This window comes from Singulisphaera acidiphila DSM 18658, from assembly GCF_000242455.2.
Taxonomy (GTDB): Bacteria; Planctomycetota; Planctomycetia; order Isosphaerales; family Isosphaeraceae; genus Singulisphaera; species Singulisphaera acidiphila.
Genome location: NC_019892.1, coordinates 3,574,166 through 3,594,392 on the forward strand (window position 1 = coordinate 3,574,166; position 20,227 = coordinate 3,594,392).

The following is a 20,227-nucleotide window of genomic DNA, read 5'->3' on the forward strand; positions in this document are numbered from 1 at the left end:
GCTGGAAGGATCGAATGCTTCGGGATTTCGTTGCCCCACACATACTGACTCAAAGGATGCACCGAAACGGGACGAATCGCAAGGAAATACCAAGCGAAGGGTTCATCCGAACACGTCCTGGAGAATCTTGGCCAGTCAGGCCAAGCATCACTTCGCACTCTCGACTCGCCCAAAACCAGTCACACAGCCGGCCCCACCGTCATTCCCTCGGGGCCTGACACAACCTCTTAAAGAGTCGCGTCATCCCAAGAATCCGTTACGACCGAGACGGCCGTGCGACTCAACCTTTCGAACGTTTACTTCTCTCCAGGGTCAGGTTGGGATAAAGTAAACCTTGTTCCCCGCATCACCTGACCAATCCCAACCTGCGACGGAAATTAATGCCGGTCCGGATATCAGAGACTTCAGAAAGGGCCGGTTTCCCTCGGAAATTCGTACTCACGGGCCAGAGTTTGGTTGGGCGACCCCTCTCAACTCTCCGACGAGACGCCCCCATCACCATGCGACGCCTGAGCGGAGTTGGCGATTCGGAACGGAACGGGAGCCTTCCCTAATGATGTCATCTCGATCACGATCATTGGTGGTCTTCGCCTCCCTGGCTGTCGTGATGACACTCTTCGGATTCCTCGTCGGTCGGATGTCGGTCTCACAACATCCGCAGCAGCCAATTCAGGCCACGGCCCCCAAGACGGCCCCAGCCGTGGTGAAGGCGAGCCCTCCGGCCGCCGAGGCGGTAGTGCCCCCGGAATCGACCGAGGACGAAGCCGCCGCACTGGCGAGCGTCAAGGAACCTCCGCCGGTAGAAAGAACAAAGCCCGAAGTCGTTCGTGCAGCACGGGCTGAAGAGCCGATTCCGGTAGTGGTCCCCCCAGCGGGTCCATCCGTGAGTTCGGCCTCCGAAGGTGAGAAGCCAGACCCTGATGAGGTGCTCAAGGCGAAGGGCTTGAGCCGATCCGGCCGGGTTTACGTCTTGGCCTCCGATGACGCGATCCGAACCAAAGAGGTGGAGGAGTTCAGGCAGGTTCAGGCGGAATGGGAACGGATCGCAGCCAGGATGGCCCAACTCGTGAACACCGCGGCAAAACAGCAGAAGCTCTTGCAGGCGTGGGAATACGAGTGCCGGCAAGGCTATCAAGCGATGGCCGGCCTCCAAGCCAAACAATTGGAGCGGAATCAGCTTCGCAATCAAGCGAGTACGGAAACGACCCAGAAGGGAACTCAAAATTCGATTGGAGACAAGACGGCGGATCTCACGGATGCGGCGGAGCGAAACCAGTGGCAGATCCTCCAGAGGCGGAACATGAGTCTCGAGTATCAGGCCTCGGAACTTCAGTTCCAGCTCATCCAAGCCCAACGCGAATACGATCAGCTCGGTTCCATGGCACTCGCCAAGGAAGCGGAAATCCAGAAGCGGCAGGCGGCGCTGATCCTCACGGAGGAATCGGTCCAGAAACGTTATGACGACCTCGCGAACGACCGCCAGGTCATCGCGGCGCTCGCGGATCTGAATCGGGACGCCGACCTCAAGTTCGCCCTCGGACCCGTTGAGAACTACCGCGCCAACGTCTCAAAAATGCTCTCCGGCTTGCTCCAGTCGAAAGATTTGCATGCCTCGAGCAAAGGGAAAAAGCTCGTGGTGGGGTTGGATCAGAACGTCAATTCACTCGCCTTCCAGACGACGACGTTCGAGGATCGGCTAGGAAGCGCCTTGAGCAAGCAGAAGGACCAGCAACGCGAGGACGAGTCGCGGCCGAAGAAGCGAGAGGAATTGGCGGCAAGCGTCCAGCGCCTCGAAGACCAGGTCGCCAACGCAACACAGGCCACCCGCAAAGCCCAACTCTCCGCTCAGTTGGCCGGGGCAAGAGCCGAACTTGCGAACTTGCAGAGAGATGAAGTGGAAGGCGAGGAAGTTCGCAAGAAGCTCGCCGAGAATGTCGCAACCAATCGAGACGGGTACGTGCAGAATGTCATCGCCCTTCGCAAAGCGGTGGATCTGAGTCAGGAGAAGCACGATCAATTGGAGACCGACCCCACGGTCAAGAAAGCGAAATCACGGCTGAAAGCGACGGTTGTCCCCCTCCCCAAAGGCGCTCTCGACATCCTCAAAAAAGCCGAGAAGCTGATCCAGACGGTGGAAATTCCCGTGGAGGCGGACAAGACGGCCTTTCAGGTCGACGCAATCCTCAACGGCCAGAGCCAAAAGCTGGTCGTCGATCCCACGATCGATGTAATCCGCCTCTCAAAAGCCATTGCCGCCGAGCTCGAGATCGAACTGAGCGAAGACGCTCCAGAGTTCGACCTCGTGATGGAGGACGGCCGAACCCTTCGGGCCAAGCGGACCACCATCAAGTCCTTGGCGGTCGGGCCGTTCCTGACCCCCGACGTGGAGTGCCTCGTCGTGCTCAACGATTATGATGCGCCACCGGTATTGGGGGCCAATTTCTTGAATCAGTTCTCGTACAAGTTTGACCCCACGGCCGGCAAGTTAACACTCACGCAAGTCAACATACTCCCGAAAACAAAACCTTCCGAACGGTCCCGTTCGTCAAAATGAGGCTGGATCGATTGAGCAGTCCGCACCACGGTCGGCTCACTCGAGGATGGGCGGTAGTTTCCAGAGTCGGACAAAGCCATCATCATCGGAAGTCAGGGCGTGCCGACCGTCCGGGAGAACCGCGACTCCCAACCGCCCCGCCGTCGCTCCGAAACGATCGACCTCGCGATCGTCCTCGACATTCCCGAGGATGAGCCTCCCTGCCTTGGTTCCCCAGAGGGCGTGACGACTGTCAGGCAGGTACGAAACGCAACGAACCTGATCGTGCGGGCCTTCGATGCGACGGATCATCCGTTTGCTGTCAAGGTTCCAGAGGACGACCGAGCCATCGTCGCCCCCCGAGAGGGCACGATGACCGTCCGGGGAGAAGACCGCACAGAGCACTTTGGCCTGACTCTTGAAATCATGGGCCTCATTGGGGGCGAGGACCTTCCAGATTCGCACGGTCTTGTCCTCGCTGCCAGTGAGGACGCGCTCGCCGTCGGGCGAAAACGCGACAGCCGTGACCGCTCCCTCGTGGAGCAGGGAATAGATCTCGCTGCGCGTCGCGACGTCCCATAAACGCACCGATTTATCGCGACTTCCCGAGAGCGCATACTGCCCGTCGGGAGAGAGGGCAACGCTGTAGATCGGCTCAGTAAACCCCTTGAAAGGGGGGAGTTCCCGGCCGGCCTCCAGGTCCCAGAGCCTCATCACCTTGTCAGCACCGCCGGTGAGCGCAAGCCGGTCATCATGCGAAAAGGCCACGGAGAAGACAGGGCCATCGTGAACGAAGCGGCGGACCTCTTCGCCGGTCGAGACCTTCCAGTAGCGCACCGTGCAATCCAGGCCCGCCGACAGGGCATGCCGGCCGTCGGCCGACACGGCAACGCTCTCCACCAACCGATCCTCGTGGCCTGCGAACCGGCGGATCTCACCGACCGGTTCGACCGGTTCTGGCTCTACCTTCGTCTCCTCCTTGGCGACGATGGAGGGGGGAGCCGGATCTGAGCGGGGAACGATCGACTCAGGCAGCGATCGCAAAGGCTCGGGGAGGACAAGCTTGTCCGATCGCTTGGACCGCACCTCGGAGTTCGACAGATCCCCTGAAGCCATCGGCTCTCTCACCTTGGCACGCATCCGGGCGGGCACAACCATGGCCAAGCTCGCGAGGCCGATGGCAAGAACCAAAGCCGCAACCCGTCGAAAGAACCAGGGGCGAAATCGCCCTGATGTCTCTGCTCCGGAGACAAGACCTGAGAGCGGACTCGCATTGACCGGCTTGCTCTGTGACCGGTCGACGTTCAGGGGGGAGTCGAGCCCGCGCCAACTGGCCCCCTCCTCAATGGTGGAGCCGAAGCTTTGGCACGACTGCAAGGCGGAGATAAGCTCGTCGACCGACTGGTAGCGATCCTGGGGCGACTTGGCCATCATCCGCCGCAACGTCACGTCAAGGACCGGCGGAAGGTCGGGTTGTGAGCCAATTAAGGACGGGATCGGCTCCTCGCGGTGCGCGATCAGGCGGGCCATGAGCGTGTCGCCGTCGTAGGGGGGCCTTCCCGTAAGCAGGTAGAAGAGAGTGCAACCCAGGCTGTAGATGTCGGATCGGTGATCGGCGGACCGGGAGTTGTATGCCTGTTCGGGGGCCATGAAAGCCACCGTGCCCATGATGCTGCCGGGGCGCGTCAGTTCCGGGTCGGGTTCAACGCTTCCGAGAAGTTCCGCCCCCTTGTCCATCATCCGGGCCAGACCCAGGTCGAGTACCTTGAGAGTCCCGCGAGGGTCGAGCAACAAGTTTGATGGCTTGATATCCCGATGATAGATGCCACGGGCATGAGCGGCCCCCAACCCGCGGGCCGCCTGGAGAACGCACTCGATCGCCTGCGCAGCCGGGAGTGGTCCGCGAGTCTCCACGAGCCGCTTCAGATCTTTCCCCGCGCTGTACTCCATCGCGAAGAAATGCAGCCCGTTGAACTCGTCGGCGTCGAGCACCGCCACGACGTTGGGGTGGCTCACCTTGGCCGCCGCCTCGGCCTCGCGGCGAAACCTTCGCACGGCCGTCTCATCTTTGGCGAAGGAGGGGGGGAGGACCTTCAAGGCCACGACCCGTTTGATGCGACGGTGGAGCGCCTTGAAGACCATCCCCATGCCGCCGGCGCCGAGCTTGTCGAGGATCAGGTACTTATCAATCACCAAGCCCTTGGACTTCCCTTGCAGGAGGGCCCCGGCCTGATATTCGGTCAAACGCTTGGAGCGCACCAATCCCCGGGCAAGTTCTTCGGGGTTCTTCGGATCGAGGTCGGCCGGGAACTGCTTGAGGAACTCCTGAAGCTCCACGGGTTCCATCAACTCGAGTTGAATCAGCGAATTCAGCAGCGTTTCCACACTCACAAATCGACCAAATCCACGCTCCCTGGAATCGTGCCCCCCTGACACGCCCTTGGACGCCTGAAAGGAGGCCGTCTCGCAGAGGTCAAACCATGCGAACGCCTCGGCTGACTGGCCCCGGGCTTCAGCGTCCGTGGTCCTAAGGTGCTCTTTCCAGCCCCGCAGTTTGACCGTGGTTTCCGACTGGTCTTCCTGGAAAATCCTGAGCGTACAGGGCACGCAAAGGCCCAACGGCGCATTTTCGGGCAACGGATTATGGCACTTCGGGCACACGGAGGCTGGCGGCATCGGTGCTCCCTTAGACCCGACCTCTCAAGTGGAAAGGTGAACATCCTGCATTCAGCAATTGTCGCAACCCGGACACGCTTTGCCAATCGGATGGCGCAGGCGCGATCGCTTCGGCCCAAACCACCTCATACCGACCGGAAACACCAGACCACGACGCGTGCTTCCGCAATCAGCGATTCGCTTCAGATTGACAATAACATCTCGATAAAGTTGTTCAACAACGCAACCGCACCCCCTCGCGGCCCCGGACGCTTCGGAGCGAGGGTCGAAGCTCTGATTTGAGAAGGACCAAAAAGGTCAGTGGATTCTCGCGAGGAGAAGCACTTTGGAGGAGTTGCTTCCGTGCGGATAAGTTGCAACTTGATGGCAGTCTTGACGTCGGCATGGTAGATTAAGAGCCTTCCAGCGTGTCCGGGTGGAGGCATTCGCTCACCTCCCTGGGCACGTCTCCACACCGGAGTCGCCATGCACCCGATCGATCTGGGGGTGATCATTGTTTACATCGTCGGCTGTACGGCAATGGGGGCCTGGCTGGGCTCAGGGTCAAAGGGCCTCAAGGGATATTTCCTCGGCGAGAGCAATATTCCCGGCTGGGCGGTGATGATCTCGATCATCGCCACCGAGACCAGTGCAGTGACCTTCTTGAGCGTGCCGGGCATTGCCTACCGGGGCAATATGACCTTCTTGCAGCTCGCAATCGGCTACATTCTCGCCCGAATCTTCGTCGCAATCTTCCTCCTGCCGGCCTACTTCAAGGGTGAGATTTTCACCGCCTACCAGGTCCTCCAACAGCGTTTCGGAGCCGCGACCCAAAAGGCGGCGTCAGTCCTCTTCCTGGTCACGCGGACGGTGGCTTCGGGCCTCCGGCTCTTCCTCGCCGCCAAAGTGCTTCGGCAAATGTACCTGGCCACCCAGGGGTATCCCGTCTCCTCGGGCTGGGAAATGCCCATCGCCATCATCACCATCGGCCTTTTCACCATCGTCTACACATATTTAGGTGGAATTAAGGCGGTCGTCTGGACCGACGTGCTCCAGTTCTTCATCTACATCCTCGGCGGGATCGTGGCGCTTGCGATCCTGATCGGCGAGGTTCCCGGCGGCTGGTCGACGATCGTGAAGGAAGGGTTGGCCGCGAACAAGTTTCAGGTCTTCGACTTCCGCTTCGACCTGACCATCGCCTACGGCTTCTGGGCGGGCCTGATCGGTGCGATGGTCCTGGACACGGGGTCGCACGGGGTCGATCAGATGATGGTCCAGCGCTATCTCTCCGCACGGTCGCAACGCGAAGCCGCCTGGGCCCTGATCGCGAGCGGCGGGGTGATCCTCGTTCAGTTCACCCTCTTCCTGCTGATCGGCGTGGGCCTGTTCGTGCTCTACCAGCACTCGCCCCCGCCCGTCTTGCCCACCAAGGACGAAGAGTTCGCCTCGTTCATCATCCGCTACCTCCCCACGGGAGTGCTCGGCGTCGTGATCGCGGCCATCCTGTCCGTCACGATGAGCACGGTCTCGGGTGCCCTCAGCGCCTCGGCCTCTTCAACGGTCAACGACCTCTATCGGCCGCTCTTCCCCAACACTGACGAACGGAATCTGCTCCGCTTGTCGAAGGGGCTGACCGCCTTCTGGGGGATCGTCCAGATCGGCGTGGCCATCGCCGCGATCGCCTTGGAGAAGGCGGTGATCGACAACGCCCTGGCGGTCGCCGGCTTCGTCACCGGGATCTTGCTCGGCCTGTTCTTGCTCGGCCTGGTCTCCCGGCACTCAGGGCAGGCGGCGGCCTTCATCGGCATGATCGCGGGCCTGGTCGCAGTCTCGTTCGCCGCGTTCGGTACAAAGCTGGCCTATCCCTGGTACGCCCTGGTCGGTTCGGCCACCGTCGTCGCCGTCGGCATGGCAGTGAGCCTGGTCCTCCCGGCCGCACCTCGCAAAATCATTGATACAAACCTCCAGCACGAGAGTTGAATGATGAACGCCGCTCGCTTCGTTCTCCTTCTTTCCCTCCTCGCCAGTCCAGTCGCAGCGCGAGCCGCCTTACCTGAAGCCGAGCCCGGCACGGTCGGGCTCGACGCAGAGCGGCTGGCCCGAATCGACCAGGCCGTCGAGCGGGCGATCAAGCGCAAGGAAGTCCCGGGTGCGGTCGTCCTCGTCGGCCGACGCGGGAAGGTGGCCTACGTCAAGGCCTACGGCCAGCGCACCGTCGAGCCGACCGCCACGGCGATGACTCGCGACACGATCTTCGACATGGCGTCCCTCACCAAGCCGGTGGCGACCGCAACCTCGGTGATGCGCCTCGTCGAGCAAGGCAAAATCAAACTAGGCGACTCGATCGTCACCTATCTCCCCGAGTTCGATAACCACGACAAGAAGGCGATTACCGTCGAGCACCTGCTCCGCCACCGAACCGGCCTGATCGCGGACAACCCCATCGCAGACTACGCTGACGGATCCGAAAAGGCCTGGGAGCGAATCGCCGCACTCAAGCCCAACTCCCCACCCAATGAGCGTTTTCTCTATAGCGACGTCAACTACCTCGTCCTGGGGCGTCTCGTGGAACGGGTCTCGGGGAAGCCCCTGGATCAGTTCGCCCGCGAAACGATCTTCGAGCCGCTCGGCATGACCGATAGCCGGTTCGCTCCCCTCGTCGAGGGAACGAAGCCGAATCCGGCGATCGACCTCGAGCGGTGCGCTCCGACCGAGAAGGAAGCGGGAAATTGGGTTCATGGCGTGGTTCACGACCCGAGGGCGCGCGCCTTGGGCGGAGTCGCGGGGCACGCCGGCCTGTTCAGCACGGCCGATGACGTCGCGATCTATGCTCAAATGCTTCTCGACGGCGGCAAAGGGCCGGACGGTAAAGCCATCCTCGCTCCCGAGACGGTCCAGGCAATGCTCGACCCGGGGAATACGCCCCCGCGACAGCGCCGGGGATTGGGCTGGGACATCGAGACGCCGTTCAGCCATCCGCGCGGGCGCGGCTTCGGCCAGGGCAGCTTCGGCCACACCGGGTTCACCGGCACGTCGATCTGGATCGATCCCGCGACGCAAACGTTCGTCATCATCCTGACCAGCCGGCTCCAGCTCGGTTCCAAAGCGAACACCGCCCCGATCCGCTCCGAAGTCGCCACACTCGCGTCGGCGGCGATCCTCGATCGACCGAAGGACGCAAAGCCAAGCGAAACCCATCTGCATCCGGTGGATTGCGGAATTGACGTGCTCGTCAAGTCGAAGTTCGAGCGCCTGCGCGGCAAACGGGTGGGACTGGTCACCAACCACACCGGCAAGACCAAGGACGGCGTCCCGACCATCGACGTCCTCGCCAACGCCCCCGAGGTCAAGCTCGTCGCACTCTTCAGCCCCGAGCATGGGATCCGTGGCCTGGTCGATGCCGAGGTCGGCGACAGCAAGGACGAGAAGACCGGCCTGCCCATCCTCAGCCTCTACGGGAAGTCGCGGAAACCGTCGAAAGAGAACCTCGCGGGAATCGACATCCTCGTCTATGACATTCAGGACGTGGGGGTCCGCTTTTACACCTACATCAGCACGCTCGGCCTGGTCCTCGAGGCCGCCAAGGAGAACGGGATCCCGATCGTGGTCCTCGACCGTCCCAACCCGATCGGCGGCGTCGAGGTCTCGGGCCCGGTCCGCGACGATGGCTTCGAAGCCTTCATCGCCCATCATGCGATCCCGGTCCGCCACGGCATGACCGTGGGAGAACTGGCCCGACTGTTTAATACCGAGCGAAAGATCGGGGCCGACCTGCAGGTAATCGCCTGCGAAGGTTGGCAGCGCAAGGACCTCTTCGACTGGACAGGCCTGACCTGGACCAACCCGTCCCCGAACATGAGGAGCCTGAACGAGGCACTCATCTATCCTGGCGTCGGCCTCCTGGAAGCGACGAACCTGGCGACCGGCCGCGGAACCGACACTCCGTTTGAACGCCTCGGCGCTCCCTGGATCGACGCCCGCGAATTCTCCGCAGCCCTGAACGGTCGCGGCCTCCCCGGCGTTCGCTTCGTCCCTAACAACTTCACTCCGAAAGAACGGCAGTACGCAGGCAAGGAATGCGGCGGTGTGCAAATTTTCATCACCTCCCGAGACCAGTTCGACCCGCTGGCCCTCGGAATCGAACTGGCCGTGGTGCTGCGTGAGCTCTACCCCGAGCGCTGGGAGCACGACGGATTCCTCAAATTCATCGCCGATCGCGCAACCTACGACGCGCTTCTGAAGGGGGAAAACGGCCAGGCCATCCGCACACTCTGGGACGCGGAGTTGGCCCAATTCCGCACGATCCGCGAGCAATATCTTCTGTACAAATAATTGGTTCCTCTTTTAACCAAGATGAGAGAGACAGCGTCCCATGCTTCTTGAAGATCGTTTGCTGACCGAGGCGAGAAATCCCGAGTCCGAGGCCGTGGACCGGCTGAATTCGAGGGAGCTCGTCGCCTTGATGACGAGCGAAGACACCAAGGCGGTCGAGGCCGTTCGCGCGGAGTCGGACGCGATCGCGACCGCGATTGAGTGGGCGGCCGAGCGATTCGGGCGGGGGGGTCGGCTGATTTATGTCGGAGCAGGGACCTCGGGACGGCTGGGGGTGCTTGACGCATCCGAGTGCCCGCCGACGTTTAGCGTTCCGCCTTCGATGGTGGTCGGCCTGATCGCGGGGGGGCCGACCGCGTTAACCCGAGCCGTGGAAGGGGCCGAGGACGACCCGGTTCAAGGCGCCGCCGACTTGCGGGCGCTCGCGATCACGGCGGCCGACCTGGTCGTCGGCATTGCCTCGTCAGGGCGAACCCCTTATGTCCTGGGCGCGATCGAACAAGCGAAGGCCGTAGGCGCATCAACCGTCGGCATCGCCTGCAATCGGCCGAGCCTGCTCGGCGCCAAGGTTGACCTCGAGATCGCCCTCCTGGTCGGGCCCGAGGTGATCACCGGCTCGACCCGCCTGAAGTCAGGAACGGCCACGAAGCTCGTCTTGAACATGATCACGACCGGGGCCATGGTCCGGATCGGTAAGACCTTCGGCAACCAGATGATCGACTTGCAGCCGAGCAACGAGAAACTGCGGATCAGGACGCGTCGGATCCTCCGCGAGATCGCGGGGCTCGACGATGCCCAGGCGGCCGACTTGCTCCGTCGCTCGTCAGGTCAGTTGAAGCGAGCCTTGGTGGCGGCATTGGCCGGCGTGGAGCCTGACCAGGCCCAGGCCCTTCTCGACGCGCACGGCGGCCAGGTGCGCGCGGCGGTCATGGCAACGACTGGGGTCGACCCGCGATGACGACTCCACTCCTGATTGGAATCGACGGTGGGGGAACCTCCACCATGGCCTGGTTGTCCGATCTCTCGGGGAAGATCCTCGGGCGCGGGCTGGCCGGCCCTTCGAACGTCAAGACGGTGGGCCCGGTGGCCGCGCGGTGGGCTCTCGACCAGTCAATCGCGTTGGCCTTCGCGGAAGCGGGCCTGACGCAACGTCCGGTCGCGGCGGCCTGCCTCGGTCTGGCCGGATTCGACCGCGAGGCCGACCGCGAGGTGCTCAACTCCTGGAATCTGGAGTCGAGCTGGACGAACCACCTGGTGTTTGCCAACGACGGCGAACTCGTGATCGCGGCGGGAACCCCCGAGGGCTGGGGACTCGCGGTCATTGCCGGCACCGGCTCGATCGCCGTCGGCCGAACGGCCGATGGCCGGTCAGCGCGAGCCGGAGGCTGGGGTCCCCTCTTGGGGGATGAAGGGAGCGGTTACTCGGTGGCCGTGCAGGCGCTTCGCCTGGTCGCCCGCCGCTTCGACGGCCGCGACAACCGGACCCACCCCGCCGACGCCCTCACGGATCAGCTCTGCCATGCGCTAGGCATCGACAGTCCGGCACGGCTCGTCGCAGCGATCTATTCGCCCGACTGCGATCGGGCACGGATCGCAGCGCTCGCGGTCGAGGTCATCGCCGCGTCCGAAGATGATCCCGAGATCGAACGCGTCCTCCTCGAACCGGCCGGACGCGAACTCGCCGAGGCCGTCGCGGCGGTGGCCAAGACGCTGGGGTGGTCCAGCGGCCCCGTCCACCTCGGGTTGGCCGGTGGCTTTCTCCTCTCCGCAAACGCCGTCTCCTCAAGTCTCCTGGCGCATCTCAAGAGCCTCGGATATCAGGTGGAAACCACCTACGTCACCCAGCCCGTCCAAGGTGCACTCCTGCTGGCCCAACGTTCGTTCCGCCAGATTTGATGGCCGCCCCTCAGCTTGGTGAACCCGGCTCCCACACCCATGGCGCGTCCGGCGATTTCTGAATTTCGGGTTGGCCGAGTCGCAACGAGTCGCTTGGCCGGCCCGGCCGTTTCTCCGTCATATGCCCCTGGCAACCTCTTTGGAGTCCCCAACGCACGAACGGGAGCCGCCCAACGAACGGCTAACCGCTTCAGGGTTTGGCTTCCAGGGCGAAGTACATCTTGAGAGTCGGGTCGGGCAGGGTCCGTGAGTACATCAGGCCCAGGAAGATTCCGGGACCAACCTCACGGATTTCATCGCGATAGGGAGCGTAGAGGCGGGAAGTCTGGCTGTAGTCGAGGATCAGCGAAGGCCGGCCGTCGAGCCAGCTTCGATCCTGGTAGACGTTGGCCTTGATGACCTTCAAACCGAAGAAACGGTTGACCGCCATCGACTGCTCATTCTTGAATATCTTTCCCTGCCACATCAACCGGGCCACCTTGGAAGCAGGCCGAGTCAGTCCCGTCCCGGGAAAAAGAATGACCCGCCCCTTCACCTTGCCAACGGGCATGGGTGCGGCACCCGCACTCTGATACAGCGAATCGAGTGTCCCACGGTCCATTTTGAGCAACTGATTCATTGATGTGATCGGCGCAGCTCCATAGCTCGACAAGGTCGGTGCTCCCCCTCCACCTGTTCCCACAGCGACCAGCTCCGACTGAGGTGACGCCAGCACCACTCCGGCGAGCTCGGGATGCGTCCCAATCGACGGTGGCTCGCTGAAACGAAATTCCTGAGGGCTCTCGACGCCTTGCCCATATCCCGACGATCCCAACAGCAAGGCGACGACCGAGGCGACCGCTCGCAGGTGCCTCACACCGACTCGCCAATCTCGGCGTGCCATCCCTTGCCTCCCTCTTGACGACCATTCCTTCGGACGTGGCGGGGCAATCATCCCTCACCGGAAACCGCCCGTCATAACCTGCCAAGCGCCCCGCAATTCCATGCCGACTGTTTTGGGATATCGACCGGTCCTCTCCTCTTCTTGATCGGGTCGAAGAAGACGGACAACCAAGCCTCAAAACACAAAAAAATACGCACAATCCCTACAAAAGGCATTATCCTGCCAGATCATCGATTGTTCATGCCCGTCCCCACAGCCCCGTCAGATCCTTAAAAGGTCGCTCGCCCGTGGCAGACAATTCGGAGTTCTCACCCTAAATCTTCATTTGTGGACAGCCCACATTCTATAGAATAACATTTCTCAGCGATCCACCGAGCATGGGCTCAGGCAGGGTTGAGTGATCTGGGTGACATTAGTTCATGCCTCTCAGCGAGGGTGGCGGGTTTCCAATCCATTCCACGGACATTCATTCGGAGGAGGTCGAGATACCATGATTTGGCCGAGTCGCACCTTGAGAGGATTCGTATTTGGGGTCGGATTACTCGTAACGCATGGATGCCAGCCTGAGAACCCCAATGGCAACGTCGAGCCCCCAATCATTACGGACGATGCCCCGAAGAGTTCTGAAGAAGCGGCGGCCCGCTCAGAACCACCCGTAAGCAAGTCTCGGTGACCCACCGCGTTCGTCGCATCACCAGCCCAGACTGGCAAGAACGGGCTCACTCGTTCCGGGGATTTCCCCCGGCAGCAGCTTACGCATGCCGGCAGAGCCGAATTGCGGATTCCCCGACACGACATCATTCCCATCCTGGCGACAGGAAATCTCTTTCGACTCATTCAGGACCAAGGGACCTGCCATGAAACGTCGAGGATTTACACTCATCGAGTTGCTGGTCGTGATCGCCATCATCGCGGTCTTGATCGCCCTGCTCCTCCCTGCCGTCCAGGCAGCGCGTGAGGCAGCCCGCCGTTCCCAATGCACCAATAACCTGAAGCAACTTGGGTTGGCCGTCCACAACTACATTGACACCAATGGGGCCGCGCCGCCGTCGGGAGGTTACTACACGACGGCGAACCTCGTCTGGCAACGCCATTCGATGAAAACGCGCGTCCTCGCCTCGCTCGAACAGAACAATGTTCTCAACGCAATCAACTTCTCGGTTTCCCCGGTCAAGCCCAGCACCGGGGCCGGATACCCTTATGGGCGAGTCGCCAATGGGACGGCTGGAGGGATGCAGATCAGCTCTTATCTCTGCCCGTCAGATCCTAACCCCGGGAACACCGGCTTGAACGCGGCCAGCGGCAGCCCCATGAGCTTTCCCATTGGCGTCTCCAACTACGCGAATAACGTCGGAACAAACCGCGCCTACAATGGGGGGGCGCTCACCGGCCCCGCCTATTACCTCGGCGGAGATGCCCATGCCTCCACGACATCAGACTTCCCGGCCAATCTCGGCACCGTCGCAACACTGGCCAGCATCAGCGACGGGCTGAGCAACACGGCCATGTGGAGCGAGGTGACCAAGGGATCGAATGGCGCATATCGGCCCGGCCTGAACCTCCTGTACTACCAGGCCGTGGGCCTCGGGGCAGTCGGCTCGTCGAACGAGAACGACCATCAGATCTGCCAGCGGACGAACTCGGCCAACCCCTGGGATTACAAGGGCGAATACTGGATGTCCGGCGACGTCGCTCGCGGCGGCGGATATCACCACATCAGCCCGCCCAACTCGAAATCGTGCAAGGCAGACTCGTCGTTCTCCGACGCTTGGAACGCCGGTTGGTCGATCTCGGCCAGTTCCTTCCATTCGGGCGGCGCCAACGTCGCCTTCATGGACGGCTCCGTGAAATTCATCAAGTCGACCATCAGCCGAGAAACCTGGCGGGCGATCGGGACCAAGTCCGGCGGCGAAATCATCAGCGCCGACGCCCTCTGATCTCGATCCCAAGCAGAACGGGGGAGCGATCAGCTCCCCCGCTCGCCTTTGCTTGGGGAATCTGCGTCGAGGCAAGGCCAACTCCCTCAGCCGATCACGAGCCGAAGTCGCAGATCGATTGAACGTATTCGCGGCTGCCGTCGTTCTCCCATCCGTCGAGTTGGGCGGTGTCCTTGAGCTGTTGCCCGCGCTGGCGATCGACGGCAAGGAAGGAGCAGGGGAGGTCGGGAAGAGATGTCATGTCGCCCCAGAGCTTCTCGAACTGGGCGACGGGGAAAACATCTTCCTGCCCATGACCCCAGCGGCGTTTGACGTCCTTGATCGTCACATAGGTCGGCAGTCGTGCGGCCATCGCACGGACGGCGGCGGCGACTTTGGCCGGGTTGGAACTCAGGTCGGAACGGGTGAGTTGGAACGCCTCGAGCAACGCGTCGACGTGCACCCAGGACGTATTCGTACTGTAGTAGCGCAGCGCGAACTCGGTATCCTCACGAGGCTGGGCCAGACCTTCGAGCAGCCGAAGTCGTCCACCCACGCGGGCGAGACCGCCCCCTCGGTCGTCAATACGACGCGCAATCACTTCAAAACCCAAGGTCGCCCTCGACTCGATCGCCAGGCCAAGCGCCGTGGGATCGAGATCCACCCCCAAGGTGTCGATGTTGTGGACCATCAGCCAGTTGAGGTTGGGATGCTCCGCGATCAGGCGGGCCAGAACCCCGTTGCGCAGCAGGTTCGGCACCTCGTAGAAGTGGCCGGGAGGATTGAAGCGCTGGATCGGGACGTTGTCGACGTAATCGGTCCCTTCCCCACGGCCCCGCGCCCAATCGAGGATCGCGCGGCGGCTGGCGTCTCGAACTTTCTGCTTGTTCTCGTCGAGCGTCTCGTGCGCCCCCTCCTCCCAGAGGAAGGACAGGTCGCGATCCATAGGAATCAGGCGCTGGCCGATCGACTGGCCGCGTGAGAGATAGACCGGACCGTCGTGGCCGTAATTCGAGGAGCGATTCAGGTGCCGCTCGATGGCCGCATGTGTGAGATAGCTCGTGGTCACAACGTGCGGGACCGTGACTTCGAATCGCTGTTGCGCCTTGCGGGTCTTGGCCAGATGGAGTTCCAGAAAACTACGGTGCCGGCCCGCGAGCATGACGAATGGGTTGATCGCCTTGACCACCCCCGCGCCCGTGGTCCAGCGACTGCCGACACCCGCGGCAAGCGTCACCACGGCCACCTCACCGCGTCGGATCGCATTGACGCCGTTCCGGATCACCTCGGGAGCCGTCAACTCGGCTCGGGCGAAGAGCAGGTCGGAATCCTCGACGTCACGGATGTCCGTCGCGACTGGGAGCCGGTTGAGAGCCAGGCCGATCCGCCCGCGCTGGAGATCCTCACGAAGCTGGGCATGCTGGACCGGATCGAAGCCGTTCTCACTGCGGATCCGGTCCGAGTCCTGATTCCAGGAGGTCGAGGTCGGATCGGCCGCAGCATGGGTGACCGGGAAGAGGTTGTTGATCATCGTCCGGAAGACGCGGAGCAACTCGCCGGTATCGCGACTCTTGTTGGCGAAGTGGTCGACGTCCGACATCCGCAATGGGTCGAGCGCCTCGGTTCCCTCGGCGATCATCCGAGGGACCTGCAGCGTGTAATACCGCGACGGCATCATGGCCGCCTTGCCGCACTGGAGTTCGGCGAACGTCCCGAACGGGTTGACCCGAAATCCGTAAACGACCGGTTCCATCGCGAAGGGCATGGCATCGTCGAGTGCAGCCTTGGCTCGTGCCATGATCGCGGCAATTTCGCCTCGGAAGGACGCTTGCCGATGCGGGGCGACGAAAAATCCCATCCCCCCTCCCGACATCCCTCCGAGCATCAAGAACCCCCAGAAATCGTCCCCCAGCGCCTCTTTCGCCTCGCGAATAATCGTCTCGGTGAACTGGTTGCTGACCCAGGGAATGATCCGCTTGAGCGGCCCCTCCCAGTTGCGGGTGGTAAGCGCTCCGACGGCCTGCACGTCCGCCCGCTTGACGGCCTGGACGATCGCCTCGAAAATCTCGAGCGCCTCCTGCCTTGCCTCCCACTCCTCGCCGCTCCGCAGGAGGTACTTTTCCGTCACCATGTTCAGGATCGGCCCGACGTTCTGCGCCATGCCGCCGTGAACCAGCACCAGGCTCTCGGCCAGTGCCTCCTGGAACTGAGTCAGTGCGGAGTCACCAACCCGACCATCGAGCAGCTCATACTCCGGGAGCAGACGGCCCCGGCTGACCCCTTTTTCCGGGTCCGACTCGCTCGCCGCAACGCCGTGAATGACTTTGACGCCGGGGAAGGTTCCCCCCGAGTCCTGCCATCCTCCCCCGGACCCTCCGAGCCATTCGCCAAGGATCGCACGGGCCACCACGACGCGTGCTTCCTCCGGCTCGAGCGAGCCGGTCAGGCTCCTCGTCTGGCCCGTGGCGCGCATCAGTAGGCTGATCAGCGAGGCCAGCAGGTTCGTCGAGACGGCCAGGCGCGACCCTTTGGGGATGTCGTTGACCTTGCTCACGACTTCCAGGCCGTAACCGGGCCGGACGACATGCCCGAGGAGCTCGTCGAGCCGATTCGCGGTGCCTTCGAACGAAGGGGGGACCAGGCCCGAGGCAATCACGCCGGCCTTGATCAGGCCCAGATAGTCATTGCCGAAGTTGAAGAGTTCGTCGAGCGTCGTCACGTCCTTGCACGCGTTGAGGTCGATGCTCGTCAGACGGAGCAACGGTTCGGGGATCGCGCGGACATAGGTCTCGATCGGAGGCCGAGGGTGCTCGTCGCGTCCGTGGACGCCCAGGTCGACCGAGATGTTCAGGACGCGAGCGCCCTCGGGATAATCCATGCCGAGGAAGAAGATGTCGGACCAGGCGCTGTGGGAGAGGTCGAGCCGGACCGGGGTGCGTTCAACCAAGATCGGGAAGAGCGACTGATCCGAGCCCCGCTCCAACAGCCTGGGATGGAGCCGAAGCGGTTGCTCGTCGGCCTGGCCGACCCGGAACATCCAACGATTGCCACGGCAGCTCCGGACCGATCGGCGCACCTGGTCAGCAAGCGTCTGGTAGGTAATCCGCTCGTAGGCCTGCGCCAAGGCACTGGCAATCGCTCCATTGGGCCCTTCGCAATCCATCGACCCACGGAACGAGGCGATCGCCTGTTCGAACCGGCGTTCCATCAGGTCCTTGAACCCTTCGAACGGGATCGAGCCCGTCTCGCGCAGGCCCACACCGTCCTGGAGCGCGTAGCGATAGATCGCATGGAGAAACATCGAGGCGCGAACCCGTTCGTACAGGTTCTCGGCCGACTGGCGGAACGTTTCCAGATCCTCGCAAGCGCGGAGGATCTCTTCGGTCGAGGCCCCTGCGATCAGGTCGCGGACCGAGCGATTGCGGACGCTCGGGTCAGGGCTCGTAACGGTGTCGATCAGGAGGGATCCGCGAAGAGTCATGAGCCGCCTTAACTCAAAGCGCCAGGTCCGAAGCCCCATGGTTCTGTTCGATCCGCACGATCGACTCGAGCAGACCGGCAAGCATCCGCTCTCGGTCCGCGCCCGCAAGCGCCAGGGCAATCTGCGCTTCGACGAACCCGAACTTCACCCCAAGGTTGTATCGCGACCCCCGCGTCTCGAGCGCCAGGTATTTCTCCCGACGCGCGAGTTCGTTCAGGGCCGTGGTCAATTGAATCTGCCCTTGCTCCCGCGCATCGGTCCTGACGAGATGATCGAGCAGGTCGAAGACCGCCGGCGTCAACACGTGGATTCCAAAGAAACAGAGGTAGTGCCCCGCGCGGAGGCCGGGCACTTGAAGCTTCAACTCGGCCAGCGTCGGGTTCGGCTTCTCGATGATCTCATCGATCGCGTAGACGGTCGGCAGGTCGTGCCGCCGCTTCCCGGTGAGCGTGCCGTACTGGTGGATCAGGTGTTCGCGAGTCGCCTGCACCCCAGAGACGGAACACCCCTCGTCCGCGACCAGGTCGATCAACTGGCGGGCGCAGCGCCTCGTCTCACTCGAGATATAGAGGTGGTCACCCAGGAGCAAGAGAAAGGGAGCGCCGGCGACGAACTCGCGGGCGCACCAGACCGCGTGGCCGTATCCCTGAGGCTCGGGCTGAACGGCAAACCGAAGCCGGTGCTCCAGGTCGTCGAGCCGGCGGGCTTGTTCCTCGGCCCACTCGAAACCACGGAACGACGACCGCAGGTTCTGTGCGTAATTTCGGAAATGGCTCCGGTAGACCGACTCGTCGCCCGGAGCGCTGACGATGCAGATCTCCTCGATTCCACTCTCGATCGCCTCTTCGGCGATGATCTGGAGAATCGGCTTGGTCAGACCGTCACGATCGACCAGCGGCAGCATCGCTTTTTGCACTGTGTCGGAGGCCGGATACTGCCGGGCTCCCCGGCCGGCCGCCGTGATGACCGCCTTGGTGATCTGCACGTCGGGTGATCCTCATTCGTCCATACCTGAGCAAAAAAGGCTTTCGCCTCGAGCCCAGTTGGCTGGGGCAATTCAATGGGTTGGCTGCTTCTCCGATCGGGGAGGAGTGCAAGCCTAACGGCCATTTCGCGGACCGGCAACCCCTCTCTCTTGACAACCCCCCCCCTTCGCCCGTAAGATCATTTCCTCAACGCGACGTTGGGGATGTAGCTCAATTGGTTAGAGCACCGGCCTGTCACGCCGGAGGTTGCGGGTTCGAGCCCCGTCATCCTCGCTGAAGCGGAAAGCCCCTGAAGGCCAGGGGCTTCGTTAGTTTCCAGGACCTTTGTCGCTGCAGATTTACTCCTCAAGTACGAGGATTTGAGTTGGGGATGTAGCTCAATTGGTTAGAGCACCGGCCTGTCACGCCGGAGGTTGCGGGTTCGAGCCCCGTCATCCTCGTTACGTTAGCGAAGGAGCCCCTGGGAAGCCAGGGGCTCTGTCGTTTCGAAGACCTACCTCAAGCCTCTCCTGCTTCTTTGCGGATTTCTTCCGTGGGCAGGGACGAAACTTCGTCCAACATTTGGACTAGCCCTGGTGCTAGAATCCTCGAGGTTCGAGAACTCGGTTGTCCCTATTGGGGCGTGCGCAGTTCCCCTTGATGGCCGCGTTGTGATTTGGATCTCAAGCGACCGCCAGGCCGAGGTCGGCCACATGTCTTTGGAGGTGTCGATCAGCCATGTCGAATCAGGGCGAGCATATCGATGAGACGTTTACCGGGGAAACGATCGTCCTCGACGGCAAGGCCTATAGGGAATGCGCCTTCGTCCAGTGCACCTTGGTCTTCCGTGGAGAGGCGCCGTTTACCATGACGGGAAACATGGTGGACGCGACATGCCGATGGCAGTTTGAAGGGGCCGCTGCCCTGACGGCAGCGGCGATGAAGAGCATCTATCACGGATTTGGAGAGGAAGGAAAAAAACTCATCCAGTCCACACTCGAGATCACACCGAGCTCGGCCTCGTCAAGCGGTTAACGCTCGGGTGTCGCACAAAAAAATCATGGGACAGCCGCCCGGTCTCATCACGCCTAGGCCTCATTCGACGGTCACGGATCGAGCGGCTTCGCGGATCCGATCACCCAGGACGTCAGAGTCCTCGCTCGGTCAGTCGGGCCGCCGTCGTCATGATATTCCTTCCACGGGCGGATCGTCCCAACGACCGCTCTTATCTAGTTGGCCCGCACTTCGGTTTCTGCGTAATTCCCTTGTTTTATGGAATCGTGAAACCACCAAACAATTCGCTCCAGATCGGCGATACGACCGTCCCTTAAGGCAGCGCGGCAAGCGAGTAGAATGGAGGCCATTGCAGCAGACTCAAACGTCTCTAACGGGATCAGGTCCTCAATAAGGGTATCGACTCGTCCTTCCGTACCCTGAAAATCTTCGTTCATAGTAAGCCTACTCTCTTCCGTTAGGACGCCAGAATAGCGATTACGGATTCTCACGGAACGCCCCGTCCCGCTATTCTTCCTCTAATCAAGTTGCAGTTCGTACCGCGATCCGGGC

At 62.1% G+C, this 20,227-nt stretch carries 11 protein-coding genes and 2 tRNA genes; 9 read left to right on the plus strand and 4 right to left on the minus strand.

Annotation, left to right across the window (positions count from 1 at the left end):
- The first annotated feature begins 553 nt into the window (after window positions 1-553).
- On the plus strand, window positions 554-2,554 hold the full coding sequence (locus tag SINAC_RS13980) for a retroviral-like aspartic protease family protein (protein ID WP_015246292.1): 2,001 nt from the start codon (window positions 554-556) through the stop codon (window positions 2,552-2,554).
- A gap of 36 nt (window positions 2,555-2,590) precedes the next feature.
- Here SINAC_RS13980 and SINAC_RS13985 read toward each other — a convergent pair whose 3' ends face one another.
- Window positions 2,591-4,924 carry a WD40 repeat domain-containing serine/threonine protein kinase gene (locus tag SINAC_RS13985; RefSeq protein WP_244884938.1) on the minus strand — a complete coding sequence of 778 codons (2,334 nt, stop codon included), beginning with the start codon at window positions 4,922-4,924 and terminating at the stop codon, window positions 2,591-2,593.
- A gap of 750 nt (window positions 4,925-5,674) precedes the next feature.
- Here SINAC_RS13985 and SINAC_RS13990 point away from each other — a divergent pair.
- Genes SINAC_RS13990 through SINAC_RS14005 form a run of 4 tightly spaced genes read left to right on the plus strand, consistent with a single transcriptional unit; the run spans window position 5,675 to window position 11,416 of the window.
- Window positions 5,675-7,168 carry a sodium:solute symporter gene (locus tag SINAC_RS13990; protein ID WP_015246294.1) on the plus strand — a complete coding sequence of 498 codons (1,494 nt, stop codon included), beginning with the start codon at window positions 5,675-5,677 and terminating at the stop codon, window positions 7,166-7,168.
- Window positions 7,169-9,520, plus strand: a complete 2,352-nt coding sequence (locus SINAC_RS13995) for an exo-beta-N-acetylmuramidase NamZ domain-containing protein (RefSeq protein WP_020466179.1) — start codon at window positions 7,169-7,171, stop codon at window positions 9,518-9,520.
- A 40-nt stretch (window positions 9,521-9,560) separates the two neighbouring features.
- Window positions 9,561-10,478 carry an N-acetylmuramic acid 6-phosphate etherase gene (gene murQ / locus SINAC_RS14000; RefSeq protein WP_015246296.1) on the plus strand — a complete coding sequence of 306 codons (918 nt, stop codon included), beginning with the start codon at window positions 9,561-9,563 and terminating at the stop codon, window positions 10,476-10,478.
- Complete coding sequence (locus SINAC_RS14005) at window positions 10,475-11,416, plus strand: N-acetylglucosamine kinase (protein WP_015246297.1); 942 nt, start codon at window positions 10,475-10,477, stop codon at window positions 11,414-11,416. The genes murQ and SINAC_RS14005 overlap by 4 nt, the downstream gene beginning before the upstream one ends.
- Before the next feature lie 190 nt (window positions 11,417-11,606).
- Here SINAC_RS14005 and SINAC_RS14010 read toward each other — a convergent pair whose 3' ends face one another.
- On the minus strand, window positions 11,607-12,299 hold the full coding sequence (locus SINAC_RS14010; protein ID WP_015246298.1) for a hypothetical protein: 693 nt from the start codon (window positions 12,297-12,299) through the stop codon (window positions 11,607-11,609).
- Window positions 12,300-13,156: 857 nt separating this feature from the next.
- Between SINAC_RS14010 and SINAC_RS14015 the strand changes: the two genes are divergently transcribed.
- Window positions 13,157-14,236: a DUF1559 domain-containing protein gene (locus SINAC_RS14015; protein WP_015246300.1), complete on the plus strand. Its 1,080-nt coding sequence runs from the start codon at window positions 13,157-13,159 to the stop codon at window positions 14,234-14,236.
- 94 nt (window positions 14,237-14,330) lie between these two features.
- Here the strand turns inward: SINAC_RS14015 and SINAC_RS14020 are convergent, their stop codons facing one another.
- Both SINAC_RS14020 and SINAC_RS14025 read right to left on the minus strand, forming a co-directional pair.
- Window positions 14,331-17,696: a UTP--glucose-1-phosphate uridylyltransferase gene (locus SINAC_RS14020; RefSeq protein ID WP_015246301.1), complete on the minus strand. Its 3,366-nt coding sequence runs from the start codon at window positions 17,694-17,696 to the stop codon at window positions 14,331-14,333.
- 13 nt (window positions 17,697-17,709) lie between these two features.
- Entirely contained in the window at window positions 17,710-18,681 is a 972-nt protein-coding gene (locus tag SINAC_RS14025) for a UTP--glucose-1-phosphate uridylyltransferase (RefSeq protein WP_015246302.1), read from the minus strand.
- 200 nt (window positions 18,682-18,881) lie between these two features.
- Here SINAC_RS14025 and SINAC_RS14030 point away from each other — a divergent pair.
- From SINAC_RS14030 to SINAC_RS14040, 3 genes are all read left to right on the plus strand, one after another.
- Window positions 18,882-18,955, plus strand: a tRNA-Asp gene (locus SINAC_RS14030).
- Between the two features lie 93 nt (window positions 18,956-19,048).
- Window positions 19,049-19,122: transfer RNA gene (locus SINAC_RS14035), tRNA-Asp, on the plus strand.
- Between the two features lie 277 nt (window positions 19,123-19,399).
- The gene (locus SINAC_RS14040) at window positions 19,400-19,696 is read left to right on the plus strand and encodes a hypothetical protein (RefSeq protein WP_015246303.1); all 297 of its coding nucleotides are present in this window, start codon (window positions 19,400-19,402) and stop codon (window positions 19,694-19,696) included.
- The last annotated feature ends 531 nt before the right edge of the window (window positions 19,697-20,227 follow it).

Coding starts and splice junctions, on each gene's coding strand:
- SINAC_RS13980 (WP_015246292.1), top strand. CDS start 554: ATGATGTCATCTCGATCACGATCATTGGTGGTCTTCGCCTCCCTGGCT.
- SINAC_RS13990 (WP_015246294.1), top strand. CDS start 5,675: ATGCACCCGATCGATCTGGGGGTGATCATTGTTTACATCGTCGGCTGT.
- SINAC_RS13995 (WP_020466179.1), top strand. CDS start 7,169: ATGATGAACGCCGCTCGCTTCGTTCTCCTTCTTTCCCTCCTCGCCAGT.
- murQ (WP_015246296.1), top strand. CDS start 9,561: ATGCTTCTTGAAGATCGTTTGCTGACCGAGGCGAGAAATCCCGAGTCC.
- SINAC_RS14005 (WP_015246297.1), top strand. CDS start 10,475: ATGACGACTCCACTCCTGATTGGAATCGACGGTGGGGGAACCTCCACC.
- SINAC_RS14010 (WP_015246298.1), bottom strand. CDS start 12,299: ATGGCACGCCGAGATTGGCGAGTCGGTGTGAGGCACCTGCGAGCGGTC.
- SINAC_RS14015 (WP_015246300.1), top strand. CDS start 13,157: ATGAAACGTCGAGGATTTACACTCATCGAGTTGCTGGTCGTGATCGCC.
- SINAC_RS14020 (WP_015246301.1), bottom strand. CDS start 17,696: ATGACTCTTCGCGGATCCCTCCTGATCGACACCGTTACGAGCCCTGAC.
- SINAC_RS14040 (WP_015246303.1), top strand. CDS start 19,400: ATGTCGAATCAGGGCGAGCATATCGATGAGACGTTTACCGGGGAAACG.